Genomic DNA, 13,691 nt, shown 5'->3' on the forward strand with positions numbered 1-13,691 from the left:
CCAGCAGGAAACTGGAATTTGCGGCCTTGTACCATGTCATTTTCTTTGCCATTTTCAACTGCAACAAACTCAGGAATATCATTGCTGTGATTCAATCCTATACTGAGTTTCATGCTGGCTTTTGAGTCGTGAACTTTGGCCCATTCACATAAGGAAAGCGACAGGTCAATATGACTGGCATCCAAGGAATACAAGGGATTCTTAAAGCGAAATTTATGAGCGACTTTTGAGTGGTCATAGTATTTAAGCAACTTGTAAAATAGCTGTTGATACAAGGCAGCAGGCTGCTGCTCATTGATTCGTGCCAGCGTGCTTCGGGGAATAGACTTTGCTCCGAGATGACTTAGCTTTTCCTGTTGGCACTCCAAATTGGATTGAATATCTCTCAGACTTTGCCTACAAGAGAATTGAGACATCAATATGGCAATAAACTGATCCCACCGGGAAGCCGCTCTAAATTTCTGTCCAACATGGTGTACTTTAGCAAGTTGTTCAAAATCCTGTCGCACAACAGGTTTAATTAGCTCATGAAATACGGTATTCTGATGTGACAAAACCTGAATCCTGGTCGTTAAAGTGTTTGTTTGCACTCATATTTTAACTGTTAGGACTCAGGTTTTTTTATTTAAAGCAAACTATGGGACAGCAGTGGCTACGGCGCTCTTTTTCATATGTCAAAATGATGACTCGATACAAAGAAAAATCTGCTGCGTACACAAACTACACAAATTTATATCTATAATTTTCAGACGTCTATTAAATAATCCATATAATTTACTTGAATATCTATAAATACAGGGTATGATGGCGATAACTAGAAAAATTCTTGTTTTGGTTAGTCTTCTTTTAAGTATCGCAGTTTTAGTCATAAACCTTCGTTTTAAAGATCAATAAGCTCCATCCTTTTTATTTTTCAAAGTTACAGCTAGTCATCTGAAATTTTGACTATAAATCCATAAGATTCAATAGGTTATATTATGTCTAACACAGTTACCGGTACAGTAAAGTGGTTCAACGAAACTAAAGGTTTTGGCTTCATTCAACAAGACAATGGTCCAGACGTTTTCGCTCACTTCAGCGAAATCCAAGGTTCAGGTTTCAAAACTTTAGCTGAAGGCCAAAAGGTTTCTTTCAGCGTAGCTCAAGGCCAAAAAGGTCCTACAGCGACTAACATCACTGCAATCTAATATTGCGAAGATGAAAAAAAGCACTCATTAGAGTGCTTTTTTTGTACCTTAAATTGGCTAATTTTAGTTTCCAGATAAATTAATTAAATTTAAAAGATAATTAAATATTCGCTTTTCATTCATCATCTTGTCCCAAATCTCTTCATCTGATTTTAGTCATGTTAAAACATGAAGAAACTGAGAAGAATTTTGATGATTTTAAAATCAAAAATTGCACATAAAAATATAGAATATTTAATAAAAATTATTATTTATTAATAACTTAAATACAAAATTAAAAAAATCCTGAAATTTACAAAAGTGTTGTCTATGGCTCCATCTTCCCTACATCACTGACTCCTATGATGAACTCATTGAATAAATATGAGTATGATCATGAAAAAACTAGTTTCTTCTCTAATGATTGGTTTGATCGCAACAACAGCTACCATGTCAGCAATGGCGGCTCCTGGACCGGATCATCGTCATCCAACGCCATCAGCGCATCATTTTGATAAGAAACCAATGCCGCATAGAGGTGGTTTCCATAAAGCACCTCCTAAAGCGCATTTTAACCAGCATGATCGTCATGATAAATTTGGCAAGAAAGACCATAAGGGCTTCTTCAACAAAAACCATCACAATGGCCCGCATCACAAGTTACCGCCTAAGTATCGTTAATCCGAATGGCTTAAACGCATAGTAGAGAGAAGAAAAAGCCCGATGTAACTCATCGGGCTTTTTCTTTTTAAACTGAATTAATTATTCGGATAGATTAGGCAATTAAAGAAACTCTTCCAGCACAGAGTTTAAAAAGATGTGACCTTGCTCAGTACATGCCAGACGTTCTGTATCTTCTACCATTAATTGACGTTGGCGCAATGAAGTCATCAATTCATTCAGTGTATCCAGACTATAGCCTGTTCGTTCAAGATAAAGCTTCGCTTCCACACCATCATTTAAACGTAAGGCATTCATCATAAATTCAAACGGCATATCTGCCGCTTCGATGCGCTTAAACTGCAAATGTTCGGCTGGCACTTTGGCTAAATAGTCTTTAGGCAAACGGGTTTTCTGGAAACGGTAAACACCATCCGGTTGAGTCACTTTGCCATGCGCCCCTGCTCCAATGGCCAGATAATCACCAAATTGCCAGTAATTCAGGTTATGTGCCGAGGGTAATTCTTTACGCCAGGCAGAGACTTCATAATTGATAAAGCCATTGGCTTTTAAATAGGCCTCGCCCTGTTCCTGAATCTCTTCCAGTACTTCATCGACCGGTAAAATCGGCTGAGTACGGAAAAACACAGTATTCGGCTCAATAGTTAACTGATACCAGGAAATATGCGTAGCACCATTCTCGACTGCCAGTTTCAGGTCATTGAGTGCCTGCTCTAGTGTCTGTTCAGGTAAGCCATGCATCAAATCCACATTAATCCGTTGAAAACCAGCATCACGCGCCAGGCCAATCGCCGAGATCGCATCTTCATTGCTATGGATTCGGCCCAGCTTTTTCAGATGCTCGGTATTAAAACTTTGCACGCCAATCGACAGACGATTAATACCAGCTGCTAAATAGCCAGCAAATGGATCATGCTCCACTGTACCTGGATTGGCTTCCAGCGTGATTTCACAATTTTCTTCAAAAGGAATCAGTGCTTTCAGTTCGGTAAACAGCCACTGATAACCTGCAGCAGAGATCAGTGATGGCGTTCCCCCACCGATAAATACACTATGAATCGAACGGCCTTGGGCAAAATCAACCTGAGTTTTAAAGTCCTCTACCAGCGCATGCAGATATTCCCGCTCCAGCTCGAGAGACAATTCCCCATCAGGCACGGCATGCGAGTTAAAGTCACAATACGGACATTTACGTACGCACCACGGCATATGGATATACAGGGATAAGGGAATAAGTGCAGGATTCAATTCAGCCAAAGAACTACTCAAAAACAACTACAAGATCTAGCGTAATTTTAACATGACTCGGCAACAACACTGCTAAAATTAAAATCGCCATCACCTAATGCTTAAAAATTTAAATAGAATTAGATAGTTAAAATTATGAAAATATCCTCCCAGCTCCTTATTTTATTGCCTTTGGTCTTTGCAATCGGGGTCTTGCTGACCTTACAGACGGCTATTAATACCCAATTAAAAGAATATTTATATTCTCCTATTCAAGCTGCATTTTTTTCCTTTTTGATTGGTACAATAGTACTTGCCGGCATCGTGCTGTTTCAGTCACATCCCAAACCAGGCTTACAGGAGCTGATGGCAATTCCCTGGTATCTCTGGTTAGGTGGTTTTTTGGGTGTTTATGCGATCAGCATGAGCATTTATGCTGCACCTAAAATGGGCTTCCTGACACTGACCGGAATGATTATTTTTGGTCAGATGGTGATGTCCATGATCGTCGATCAGTTTGGTCTGCTGGGCAATGAAAAAATGCCGGTGAACTGGCAACGTCTTTTAGGTGGCGTGGTGATTTTTATTGGTGTGCTTCTCACTTTACAACGCTAAACCTTATCTCTAAGCACATGATCACTAATGAGTAATTTTTGTGTCGAATGTTTTGACAGCCACAACCCGTCGTTATGAATTAAAACAGCTGTTCCATCTGATGTTGCCCATTATGGTCACACAATTCTCTCAGGCAGGTTTGGGCCTGATTGATACCATTATGGCCGGGCGTCTCTCACCAACTGATCTGGCAGCGATTGCGGTTGGTGTCGGCCTCTGGATTCCAGTCATGCTACTCTTCAGTGGCATCATGATCGCCACCACGCCTCTAGTCGCTGAAGCTAAAGGTGCACGTACACCTGAGAAAATTGCCACAATTGCGCGACAATCATTATGGGTCGCATTCATCCTTGGGGTGATTGCGGGTCTGGTTTTACAAGTTTTGCCCCTCTCTTTACCTTTACTAGGTGTCCCAGAAAGCTTGCAACCTAAGGCTGGTCTGTTCCTACATGCCATCGGCTTTGGTATGCCTGCTGTGACCATGTATGCGGCTTTACGTGGTTATTCTGAAGCCATTGGTTATCCACGTCCGGTCACTGCTATTAGCCTCATGGCGCTACTGCTTTTGGTTCCATTAAACTTCATTTTTATGTATGGAGTTGGCCCTATTCCGGCACTGGGCAGTGCCGGTTGTGGTTTTGCCACAGCAATTCTGCAATGGCTCATGTTAATGAGTCTGGCACTGTATATTTTTAAAAATCGGGTCTATCAAAGCAGTCAGCCATTTAGTCACTGGGAAAAGCTGAACGGATATTGGCTGAAACGGATTTTAAAGCTGGGCTTTCCGATCGGACTGGCAATTTTCTTTGAAGTGAGTATTTTTAGTACCGCAGCGATAGTCTTGAGCCCATTGGGTGAAACCATTGTGGCCGCTCACCAGATTGCTATTTCTGTTACCTCACAGCTGTTCATGATTCCGATGTCTCTCGCCATTGCACTAACCATTCGGGTGGGAACTTATTATGGTGAACAGAACTGGGATGCCATGCGTAGAGTGCAAGGCTTAGGTCTGATGACCGCGACGATTTTGGCTCTGCTCATCATGTTATTACTCTGGGTGTTCCGTAGTGAAATCGTAGCGCTTTATACCTCTGATCCTATGGTGACCCAGATTGCACTTTATCTGGTGCTCTTTGCAGTGGCCTATCAGCTGATGGATGCCTGGCAGATCAGTGCTGCAGGTTGCTTACGCGGTATGCAGGATACCAAAGGCCCGATGTGGATCACCATGATTGCTTACTGGGTGATTGCCTTCCCGGTTGGAGTTTATTTGTCCCGTTTTGGCGATATGGGGGCGGCAGGTGTCTGGGTCGGACTGATTGTCGGTCTCAGTGTGGCTTGTGTCCTGTTGCTGGCACGGCTTTATGGCAATAACAAACGTTTAAGCCAGCGTGCCTAATCCTCTTATTATTTAAAAAAGATGCATTGAATTACTGATTTAATGCATCTTTCAATCCCTGTGGAATTTCCGACTCATCTGCCACTTCCTTAATTACTACCTGCCCCACAATCACATCTGTTCCATTAAAGGTCATGGTCGGTGCACCATAAAGCTCATAGCCTTCATTGAGTGCCTTGGTCACACGGGCACAAAAATTCACATCATCTTTGCCAGTAAAATATCGATAGACTTTCATTGAAATTTCTTGATCTTGAGATGCCATTATTTTAAGCCTTTCCTCATAGAAAGGAACTTAAAAACCATGCTTTGCTCTCTTCAGAATAATTAAATAATTGATTTAAAAACTGCCGTACAGACGACAAGATGGTTTAAAAATTGCATAAATCAAGTGAACAATATCAAGCAAATATGAATACTTTGAGAAGCTTTGCAACATAACATCTACAATTAAATATAGGCAATTTATAGTTTGTCACCTATGATCAAATACACCCATAAAAATGGTGATTTTGAGGAATCTCGCATGGCAAAAACGGCTCGAACGCCTGGTCGCCGCTTTATGAAATTGGCTGGAATGACCGCAAGTATTGCAAGTAAAACCCTATCCAATTCGATTAAAAATTTAACTGCGGATGAAGAGCAGAAAAATGTTGCACGCAGTAAATTATTTCAGGATATTGGAGTACAGATTGCTGATACCTTGGGGGAAATGAAAGGTGCGGTGATGAAAGTCGGCCAGATTGCCTCGCAATATAAAGATATTTTTCCGCCTGAAGTTGCTCGAGCCATCTCCAAATTGCAGCGTCAGGCTCCACCGATGCCATTTAAAGAGATTCAGTCTCAGGTCGAAAAAGAATTGGGAAAATCTTTGCAGGACCTATTCCAGCAGTTTGATGAGCAGCCTTTTGCTGCAGCCTCAATCGGACAGGTACATAAAGCGACTCTACCCGATGGTCAGCAGGTTGTGGTCAAGGTGCAATATCCGGGAGTGGAAGAAGCCTGTGAAAGTGACCTGAAACAGGTTCGTCTGGCTTTACGTTTAATGGGTGTACTGAAAATTGACCGCAAATTGCAGGATCAACTCTTTAAGGAAATCCAGCATAGTCTAGACAATGAACTCAATTATGAAATTGAGGCACAGAACCTAGAAGTGGCGCGTGCCTTTCATGAATCGCTCGATCACCAAATTGTGATTCCGAAAGTATTTAGTGAATATTCTTCCCGCCATATTCTGACCCTAAGCTTGGAACAGGGTGAAAGTATGGAAACAGCCAGCCAATGGCCGCTAGAAACCCGTAATGCCCTAGGCCGCCGTTTATTCCGTGCGATTGGTCAGGAAATTTTCTATCTGAAACGTTTCCATTGTGATCCGCATCCAGGGAACTTTGCCTTCCGTGAAGATGGCTCGGTGATTATTTACGATTACGGCGGTGTTAAAACGCTTTCTACCGAGATCATTACTCATTTCAAGGAACTGATCCATGCAGCCCGTGACAAGGATATTTCGACCATTGAACAGCAACTGGATGCCTTGCATACCCTGACAGAAACCGGAAAATTCCCGGCCGATCTGTATGAGCAATGGCTAGAAGTGCTGATGCGTCCTTTAACTACCAATTATGATTTTGCTGAAAACTCAGCACATCATGATGGAATGGAATTGCTCAAACCTTCTCTGAAATATTGGGATGTATTCAAACCTTCGCCAGATACCCTGATGGTAAACCGTACTATTTCCGGACAATACTGGAACCTGATTCATTTGAAAGTACATGATGATTTGAGTGATGTATTTGAGGAAATTGTGCCAAGTCGCAGTTAGGTTACAGTAATAAGCTTACAAGCTGTAACCCTACTTCACTTGAAATATCAAATGTTACATTATAACATTACTCTTAAATTACAAGAGGAATATTACGATGCGTCCAGACATTCATCCCGAATATCGAGAAGTTTTATTTCATGACACCAATGCTGATGCCTACTTCGTGATTGGCAGCACCATGACTTCTAGCCAGACCAAGGAATATAAAGGTAAGACTTATCCTTATGTCACCTTGGATATTTCGAGTGCTTCACATCCGTTCTATACCGGTGAGCAACGTCAAACCAGTAATGAAGGTCGCGTAGCGAGCTTTAACAAACGTTTTGCCCGTTTTAAACGTGGTTAAACTTAAAACCTCCGATTTTTCTCTCAATTTAAATCGTGGTTTATGTCAGGAAATTACCTCCAATTTCCTGACTTTTTTATGCCTGCGCCAAAGCCAGCTGAGTGAAATAAAAGCCCACACCCAGCATCAATACTCCGACAATCACACTAGAGATCACATAACTGAGGGCAATCGTGACTGCACCCTGCTTAAGCAGCTGAAAGGTTTCTAGTCCAAAACTGGAAAAAGTCGTAAAGCCGCCCAAGATGCCTACCATCAAAAATAGCCGTGCTTCAGTTTGCAGGAAACTATATTTCTGGCTAAAGGCAAAGAAAATTCCGGCACACAGACAGCCTATAATATTGATCCACCAAGTCGGCCACGGAAATAGCATCTGTGGCTTGGCAATCAACATTCCTGTTCCATAACGCAGTGTTGCCCCGATTGCCCCGCCCATTGCCACCAAAAGCCAGTTCATGTCTACTCCGTCTTTATTCGATCTTAAACCTTTTCTCAGCCACCATGTGGGACGAGAATAATGAATAACATCATGCACCTAAAATTGCAGAATGAACATGGACCTTTGCCAAAAAATTGGTATATTCGACGCCATTCAAATTGATTTAAGTTAGAGGGAATTCACATGGCTCAGGAATTACTGGCTCAATTGGCTGCGGGCGAAGCTAAATTTGCAGATGTGATTGCATATATCGATGCGCACTATGCTCATACACCTACTGCTTTTAAAAATGGCCAACAGGCTAATGCTGCCACTGAAAACCAAGGCAGTGCCAAAGTATTTTCATTTGCCAAACTGAATGGTTTGGATCAGGCACAAACCTTGAGCCTGTTTGCAGAACACTATGCGGCTGTGCTGGCCACACCAGAAGCAACGGATCACCAGAATATCCGCCAGTTCATGCAAAATGGCTGGGATGGCATTGCCTTTGAAAGTGAAGCACTGGTTGCCAAATAAGCATGTCTTTAAAATAAAAAACCGCCTATTTCTGGCGGTTTTTTATATCAAAATAACAGAACAAAATGACATTCATATTTAAGATTAAAATTATTTTTTGGAAGAAGTAGTTCACTTTAAAAATGAAAAACTATAAGGCTAAAAATAAATTAAATATCAATAAAGCCTGGTCACCCTGAAGCACTCCAAGCGACCCTTTCAGAAAGCCATAAGTTTTCCAGTTTTAACCTTTACCCACTTTCTCAATCCACTTGATTGAGCTGACCCGAAACACTTCACAAGCGCCATCACCGGTATCGGTTGGAGTTAAAGAGGATTTCCAGACGAGGTCTTTATCACGTACTTCCACCAGTTCCCCTTGCAAACGCACCAGGTCACCCCGTTTTACCTGTTTAATTGCTTTGGCAATTTGTGGATTGGCAGGGATGATGTGCATATTGGATACCATCTGTTTAGCCTGTTCAATAGGCACTGGCACGCGATCCATTTTCCAGTTCAGGTAACGGTTATACTGGTTGACTGTAATGTGCCGGGCAATTTCAGGTTGTGCAAACAGCCCCCAACTCACCGCATAATCGATCGGAGAGAACTTGGCCTGCTCATCGTCGGTATAAATTTTTGATCCCAGAATGCGGAAATCACCTTTAAACGGCTGCAAGACTGAAATAGATTGGTCTTTAGCCATCGGTGGCAGTCCTTTGGCAACATTATGGTCTACAGAAGTGTGACCATAAAGCGGTAGTAAAAGACTGGCCGCCAAAGCATAGTATCGAAGATGTTTGAACATAATTCTGTCTTTATTCCATCAAATCTTTTCAAGAATATCTTGCTTGATAGTACGATTTTTTTAATGAATAAATAGTTGAAATTAGTAACAAGTTGATCAATTTTGGTGAGCGGAGGGCTTTAGCTAATCTGATTATTTTCGGTTAATCTAAGCCTGTCTAAAAATAATTTGAATGCGACCATGCTGTATAAATTCTATCAACAACATATTTTTCCGCATCTGCTAAATCAGGTCATGCAGACCCCATCCCTGATGGATTTACGCCGCGAATTATTATTGCCTATTACAGGTGAAGTCCTGGAAATTGGCTTCGGTACAGGATTAAATCTGCCTTTTTATCAGGCCGTCGATAAAGTCTATGCGCTGGAACCTAACCCGGACATTTTTAAACTGGCTCAGCAGCGTATCAGTCAAAGCCCTTTTGCGGTCGAACAGATTCAGGCCCGTGCAGAAGCCCTGCCTTTTGCAGAGAATAGTCTGGAAAATATCGTATCAACCTGGACCTTATGCAGTATTCCAGATCTGCACCAAAGTCTGCATGAAATTTACCGGGTTCTGAAGCCAGGCGGCCATTTTCATCTGGTTGAGCATGTGTTAAACCGAGAGCATCTCAACATTCAGCGCTTACAGCATTTACTCACCCCGATTCAGAAGAAAGTGGCAGATGGCTGTCATCTTAACCGGGATATTGAAACCGCTCTTTTAGAGGCCGGGTTTGAACTGGATGAAGTTCATTATATCGATGCCGAAGGTATTCCAAAGATTGGTCAGCGTATGCTGCTGGCACGAGTACATAAACCGCTTTAATCCAGCACTTTTAAATCAGTTATTCTGAACAGACGGCATTGGGCTGATCTTGGATTGCCTTTTCCAACCTGAAATTCTTGCTGGCTGGTCGCTGATTTGACCTGTACCCAGTCACCTTGCAGCCAGATCCGCTGATCTGCTTTTAAACGGCGAACCTTATTGGCAACAGCTTCGCTGGCGGCAATCACACTCAGGTTCAGCAAATGAGGTTGAATGTTCGCAGGATTGGCCTGTGCGTCTGTAGCGGTCATATTCAAACAACGCCTGTCCTGCTCAAGCTTGAATGGTTTAAATACAGCACTGGATACTTCCGGTACTGCCAGTAACAGATCAATATTACTGACATAGGCCAGATCATTAAAACTTCCCACCACCGGACTGGCTGGATGAATGGTACGGCGCTCAGGCCCATAATACTGTTTAGCCAGTACGCGATATTCAGCCTGATGCGGCTCAATCGATTCTACCTGAAAATTTTTGAGTACCCCGGCCTGCTCCAGATTCGGGATCGCCCGAAAGTATTCCGACCAGATCCATAGTCCAAGCGCAAACAGTGCTGCGGCAATAATCAGTTTATCCATAGTGTAGCGTTGAAGCTTGCTGTCCTTCAGTCTTCAAAATCAATCCGGATGGTCTCAAAACGTACCCGCCCTTCCTGAATGGCTTGAGCAATTGCCATCTGGCCTTTGGTCAGACGTGCACCACCACTTTTAATATCAATCAAAACCACTTCAATATCTTCTGCCAGTCCTTCACCATCACGAAAATCGGTATAACCATCAAAGACTACATAATCCACCGGATCGCCTAAAAATTTGGCATCACTAGGTAGATATTGAAACTCTGGCATGATCGGTGCCAACTGCTCGGCCATTTTGCCTTTGAGTACCGCGCGACTGGTATTTACACTGCGTTTTTGTGCAGCGACTAAAGCTTGCTGATGTTCCAGCTCCAGCTCGGCAATATATTGTTCATATTCTGCTTTAATTCGACCATTTCGCGTCTGGCCCAGAATCAGGGTAGTTAAAACCACTCCAATACAGGCACCAATCAGCATAGCCATTCCAATGGACATTCAATCTTCCTAATCTGCTTTATTTTGCTGCCTACCTTCGACTGAAGTTGAAAAGGTCTGCCATCCAGTAAGCCTGCAAAGAATGATATGCTAGGCGGGAGCAGAATTAAATCATCCCGGGTCATGAAAACTATTTTAATTGCAAATCAGAAAGGTGGCTGTGGTAAAACCATTACTGCGATTAGCCTGACAGCTGCCCTGGCACAAAAGGGTTATAAAGTTGCTCTGGCCGATGCGGACAGCCAGAAATCGACCTTGCAATGGTTGAAACATCGCCCAAAAGATGCCGCACCGATTCAGAGTCTGGACTGGCGAAATGCCAAATCGATTGGGGATGCGCCTAAAAATCTGGAATATCTGATTATCGATGCACCCGGAGCGCTGACTGAAGATCATGCCGAACAGCTAATTAGTGAAGCGGATGCCATCATTATCCCGCTGCAGCCTTCTTTTTTTGATATTGATTCTACGCGCCGTTTTCTCAAACATTTGCAGGATATTAAACGTATCCGTAAAGGCAAGGTTGAAATTCTGCTCCTCGCTAACCGCACCAAACCTAATGCAGCCAGTAATCAGGACATTCAGCAATTCTTTAATAAAATTGATCAGCAACCGGTTACCTGGATTTCTGAACGTGCACCCTATAGCCGACTGGCCATGCAAGGCCTGTCTATTTTTGATAAACAGCAGAAGATGTACCGTGAATTACAGGATCAATGGCAACCTTTATTGAATGCCATTATTGACGATCCAAGCCAATGGTTCTAGTTCTGTTATTTTTAGCCTCTTCTTTTTATTCTAAGGAAAATAATCGTACTACTTCCCGCACTATCGTTTTCGATCGCTTTTTTTTCAGTTAATATGCCTGACACGACCTAAAAAAATGAGCTTCTAAATTCAGTGCAACAGTACGCGCCTACACTACAAAAAGTCTTATTATTTGGACTATTTTTCATTCTGATTTTTTTGAGTTTTCACATACTCAAGTATTTCATCATTCCTGTAGTTTGGGCAGCCATTATTGCGTACATGACCTGGCCGCTGTATCAGTCGATCTTAAGAATGAGTGGCAATCGGCCGACACTGAGTGCGACCATTATGATTCTGGGTGTGATTCTGGTATTTGGTTTGCCTTTTATCTTTGCCATTTTTATGCTGCAACACGAAGGCCGGAACCTGTATTTTGAATTGCAGAAACAGGTATTCTCAGGTCATCTCAGCGTTCCAGATTTTATTCGCGGCCTGCCACTTGTAGGTAAGGAAATTACCCGCACCCTGAATGAGATTAATGCCGATCCAAATAGCATTGCACAAACCATTTCAGTCTGGATTCAGGGTCATCTGAATTACGGTAAAGTTGTGCTGAATGAAATCAGTAAAAATGTCTTCAAGCTGTGTTTTGCCGTGCTGTCGTTATTCTTCTTTTATCGTGATGGCCATACCATTCTGAATCAGGTGCGTAAAGCCTTTGAAATGGTAGTCGGTCCACGTATTCATCATTATCTGGCTACAATTTCGGATACTACACGTGCGGTGGTCTATGGCGTAGGTTTAACGGCGATTGCCCAGTCTTTACTGGCAGGTATCAGCTACTTTGTGGCTGGCGTACCGAACCCAATGGTACTGACCATTATCACCTTTATCTTTGCTTTAATTCCTTTTGGCCCTCCTGTTGCTTATGGTGCAGTTTCGCTATGGCTGTTCTCGCAAGGTCAAACCATTGAAGCCGTAGGGGTCATGATCTGGGGTGTCTGTATTGTGAGTACGGCAGATAATGTGATTCGTCCACTGGTCATTTCAGGTGCAACACAAATTCCATTCCTGCTGATCATGTTTGGTGTCTTAGGTGGCATTGCCAGTTTCGGTCTGGTCGGTGTCTTTATTGGACCGGTGATTCTGGCCGTACTACTGGCCATCTGGCGTGAATGGCTGCATGAAAGCAACTTGAATGAACTTTTGATGATGCCTAAAGCCACTATGGCGCATGAGGTTGAACCGAAGAAAAAATTCCGTCTGCGCCGCAACAAGACACCGAAATCACAAGACTGACTGGCTTAAACAAATTAAAACATTTAAGTACCGATTTTCCATAGTGCTTTTGGTCTTGCTCTGTTTCAATAGATTCCGAAAAGCAGAATAAAGATCAAGGTGTGATAATTATGTCTTCATTGTTTAAACTTACAGCTTTGTGCGCAGTCAGTGCCGCACTTTTTACCGGTTGCGCTTCAACCTCCACTTCGACTGAAAATGTTAAAGCCGTGACCCTGAATGCTGTCTCTGCACAGGGCGTCGGTGAATCGATTGGTACCGTATTATTGAGTGACAGTCCGGCTGGCCTGGTGATTCGTACTAATCTGAAACAGCTTCCTGCGGGTGAGCGTGGTTTCCACATTCATGAAAATGGTTCATGTGCACCGGGTGAAAAAGATGGCAAACCAGGTGCTGCACTTGCTGCCGGCAGTCACTACAACCCGAATCAGGCACCTCATCATGGCACACCCATGACGGGTCATCTGGGTGACTTACCAGCCCTTAAAGTAAACACTGATGGTACAGCACGTGTGACTCTGCTTGCGCCACGCCTGAAACTGGCAGATGTTCAGGGTCGTGCCATCATGGTCCATGCAGGCGGTGATAACTATTCAGATGAACCGCAGCCATTAGGCGGTGGCGGTGAACGTATTGCATGTGGCGTAATCTGATTTATTACAGATTATTAGCATTCAAAAACGGGCTTCTTGCCCGTTTTTTAGTAGATATTTCTTTTGAAATTGGCGCTTAAATTGCATTCAAAACCGGCAGTCA

17 protein-coding genes and 1 pseudogene are annotated in these 13,691 nt (G+C 42.9%); 11 read left to right on the plus strand and 7 right to left on the minus strand.

The annotated features are described in order from the left end of the window. Positions 1-554, minus strand: a pseudogene (locus FTU03_RS04125) (IS4-like element ISAbe18 family transposase); the annotation flags it as partial. Between the two features lie 423 nt (positions 555-977). Between FTU03_RS04125 and FTU03_RS04130 the strand changes: the two are divergent. Beyond that, entirely contained in the window at positions 978-1,187 is a 210-nt protein-coding gene (locus FTU03_RS04130) for a cold-shock protein (protein ID WP_004786992.1), read from the plus strand. A 375-nt stretch (positions 1,188-1,562) separates the two neighbouring features. Beyond that, positions 1,563-1,847 (plus strand): hypothetical protein, encoded by a 285-nt coding sequence (locus tag FTU03_RS04135; RefSeq protein WP_179992136.1) that lies wholly within the window; start codon positions 1,563-1,565, stop codon positions 1,845-1,847. Positions 1,848-1,949: 102 nt separating this feature from the next. Here the strand turns inward: FTU03_RS04135 and hemW are convergent, their stop codons facing one another. After that, a complete protein-coding gene (gene hemW / locus FTU03_RS04140) occupies positions 1,950-3,104 on the minus strand; it encodes a radical SAM family heme chaperone HemW (protein WP_179992137.1) in 1,155 nt (384 codons plus the stop codon). 126 nt (positions 3,105-3,230) lie between these two features. On the opposite strand from hemW, the gene FTU03_RS04145 reads away from it, so the two are divergent. Continuing rightward, a complete protein-coding gene (locus tag FTU03_RS04145; protein WP_004786999.1) occupies positions 3,231-3,689 on the plus strand; it encodes a DMT family transporter in 459 nt (152 codons plus the stop codon). Between the two features lie 40 nt (positions 3,690-3,729). After that, positions 3,730-5,088 carry an MATE family efflux transporter gene (locus FTU03_RS04150; protein WP_179992138.1) on the plus strand — a complete coding sequence of 453 codons (1,359 nt, stop codon included), beginning with the start codon at positions 3,730-3,732 and terminating at the stop codon, positions 5,086-5,088. 31 nt (positions 5,089-5,119) lie between these two features. Here the strand turns inward: FTU03_RS04150 and FTU03_RS04155 are convergent, their stop codons facing one another. After that, on the minus strand, positions 5,120-5,326 hold the full coding sequence (locus FTU03_RS04155; protein ID WP_034701512.1) for a DUF1737 domain-containing protein: 207 nt from the start codon (positions 5,324-5,326) through the stop codon (positions 5,120-5,122). A 288-nt stretch (positions 5,327-5,614) separates the two neighbouring features. Here FTU03_RS04155 and FTU03_RS04160 point away from each other — a divergent pair, with 288 nt between their 5' ends. Together FTU03_RS04160 and FTU03_RS04165 are read left to right on the plus strand one after the other, a co-directional pair. Further along, on the plus strand, positions 5,615-6,913 hold the full coding sequence (locus FTU03_RS04160) for an AarF/ABC1/UbiB kinase family protein (RefSeq protein WP_179992139.1): 1,299 nt from the start codon (positions 5,615-5,617) through the stop codon (positions 6,911-6,913). 97 nt (positions 6,914-7,010) lie between these two features. Beyond that, entirely contained in the window at positions 7,011-7,262 is a 252-nt protein-coding gene (locus FTU03_RS04165; RefSeq protein ID WP_179992140.1) for a type B 50S ribosomal protein L31, read from the plus strand. A gap of 76 nt (positions 7,263-7,338) precedes the next feature. Here FTU03_RS04165 and crcB read toward each other — a convergent pair whose 3' ends face one another. Further along, positions 7,339-7,719 (minus strand): fluoride efflux transporter CrcB, encoded by a 381-nt coding sequence (gene crcB, locus FTU03_RS04170; protein ID WP_179992141.1) that lies wholly within the window; start codon positions 7,717-7,719, stop codon positions 7,339-7,341. A 165-nt stretch (positions 7,720-7,884) separates the two neighbouring features. Between crcB and FTU03_RS04175 the strand changes: the two genes are divergently transcribed. Further along, on the plus strand, positions 7,885-8,217 hold the full coding sequence (locus FTU03_RS04175) for a HopJ type III effector protein (protein WP_179992142.1): 333 nt from the start codon (positions 7,885-7,887) through the stop codon (positions 8,215-8,217). Positions 8,218-8,440: 223 nt separating this feature from the next. Here FTU03_RS04175 and FTU03_RS04180 read toward each other — a convergent pair whose 3' ends face one another. Further along, a complete protein-coding gene (locus FTU03_RS04180) occupies positions 8,441-9,004 on the minus strand; it encodes a hypothetical protein (protein WP_004787012.1) in 564 nt (187 codons plus the stop codon). 180 nt (positions 9,005-9,184) lie between these two features. Here FTU03_RS04180 and FTU03_RS04185 point away from each other — a divergent pair, with 180 nt between their 5' ends. After that, on the plus strand, positions 9,185-9,811 hold the full coding sequence (locus FTU03_RS04185) for a class I SAM-dependent methyltransferase (protein ID WP_179992143.1): 627 nt from the start codon (positions 9,185-9,187) through the stop codon (positions 9,809-9,811). On the opposite strand, the gene FTU03_RS04190 is transcribed toward FTU03_RS04185, so the two are convergent. Continuing rightward, positions 9,808-10,392 carry a hypothetical protein gene (locus tag FTU03_RS04190; RefSeq protein WP_179992144.1) on the minus strand — a complete coding sequence of 195 codons (585 nt, stop codon included), beginning with the start codon at positions 10,390-10,392 and terminating at the stop codon, positions 9,808-9,810. The genes FTU03_RS04185 and FTU03_RS04190 overlap by 4 nt on opposite strands. A 26-nt stretch (positions 10,393-10,418) precedes the next feature. Further along, positions 10,419-10,886, minus strand: coding sequence for a Holliday junction resolvase-like protein (locus tag FTU03_RS04195; RefSeq protein WP_004787020.1), 468 nt, complete (start codon positions 10,884-10,886; stop codon positions 10,419-10,421). Between the two features lie 123 nt (positions 10,887-11,009). On the opposite strand from FTU03_RS04195, the gene FTU03_RS04200 reads away from it, so the two are divergent. The 3 genes from FTU03_RS04200 (at position 11,010) to sodC (ending at position 13,588) form a co-directional block, all read left to right on the plus strand. Further along, the gene (locus FTU03_RS04200) at positions 11,010-11,654 is read left to right on the plus strand and encodes a ParA family protein (RefSeq protein ID WP_179992145.1); all 645 of its coding nucleotides are present in this window, start codon (positions 11,010-11,012) and stop codon (positions 11,652-11,654) included. Positions 11,655-11,786: 132 nt separating this feature from the next. Next, complete coding sequence (locus FTU03_RS04205; protein ID WP_179992146.1) at positions 11,787-12,935, plus strand: AI-2E family transporter; 1,149 nt, start codon at positions 11,787-11,789, stop codon at positions 12,933-12,935. Positions 12,936-13,045: 110 nt separating this feature from the next. After that, complete coding sequence (gene sodC, locus FTU03_RS04210; RefSeq protein WP_034701498.1) at positions 13,046-13,588, plus strand: superoxide dismutase family protein; 543 nt, start codon at positions 13,046-13,048, stop codon at positions 13,586-13,588. Positions 13,589-13,691 lie beyond the last annotated feature (103 nt).

This window comes from Acinetobacter sp. YH12046, from assembly GCF_013419905.1.
In the GTDB taxonomy this organism is placed as follows: domain Bacteria; phylum Pseudomonadota; class Gammaproteobacteria; order Pseudomonadales; family Moraxellaceae; genus Acinetobacter.

Bases quoted from the DNA above. Each gene is read 5' to 3' on its own strand.
- FTU03_RS04145 (WP_004786999.1), top strand. From the start codon at position 3,231: ATGAAAATATCCTCCCAGCTCCTTATTTTATTGCCTTTGGTCTTTGCA.
- FTU03_RS04135 (WP_179992136.1), top strand. From the start codon at position 1,563: ATGAAAAAACTAGTTTCTTCTCTAATGATTGGTTTGATCGCAACAACA.
- FTU03_RS04165 (WP_179992140.1), top strand. From the start codon at position 7,011: ATGCGTCCAGACATTCATCCCGAATATCGAGAAGTTTTATTTCATGAC.
- FTU03_RS04130 (WP_004786992.1), top strand. From the start codon at position 978: ATGTCTAACACAGTTACCGGTACAGTAAAGTGGTTCAACGAAACTAAA.
- FTU03_RS04160 (WP_179992139.1), top strand. From the start codon at position 5,615: ATGGCAAAAACGGCTCGAACGCCTGGTCGCCGCTTTATGAAATTGGCT.
- FTU03_RS04175 (WP_179992142.1), top strand. From the start codon at position 7,885: ATGGCTCAGGAATTACTGGCTCAATTGGCTGCGGGCGAAGCTAAATTT.
- FTU03_RS04195 (WP_004787020.1), bottom strand. From the start codon at position 10,886: ATGTCCATTGGAATGGCTATGCTGATTGGTGCCTGTATTGGAGTGGTT.
- FTU03_RS04190 (WP_179992144.1), bottom strand. From the start codon at position 10,392: ATGGATAAACTGATTATTGCCGCAGCACTGTTTGCGCTTGGACTATGG.
- FTU03_RS04200 (WP_179992145.1), top strand. From the start codon at position 11,010: ATGAAAACTATTTTAATTGCAAATCAGAAAGGTGGCTGTGGTAAAACC.
- FTU03_RS04155 (WP_034701512.1), bottom strand. From the start codon at position 5,326: ATGAAAGTCTATCGATATTTTACTGGCAAAGATGATGTGAATTTTTGT.
- crcB (WP_179992141.1), bottom strand. From the start codon at position 7,719: ATGAACTGGCTTTTGGTGGCAATGGGCGGGGCAATCGGGGCAACACTG.
- sodC (WP_034701498.1), top strand. From the start codon at position 13,046: ATGTCTTCATTGTTTAAACTTACAGCTTTGTGCGCAGTCAGTGCCGCA.
- FTU03_RS04180 (WP_004787012.1), bottom strand. From the start codon at position 9,004: ATGTTCAAACATCTTCGATACTATGCTTTGGCGGCCAGTCTTTTACTA.
- FTU03_RS04185 (WP_179992143.1), top strand. From the start codon at position 9,185: ATGCTGTATAAATTCTATCAACAACATATTTTTCCGCATCTGCTAAAT.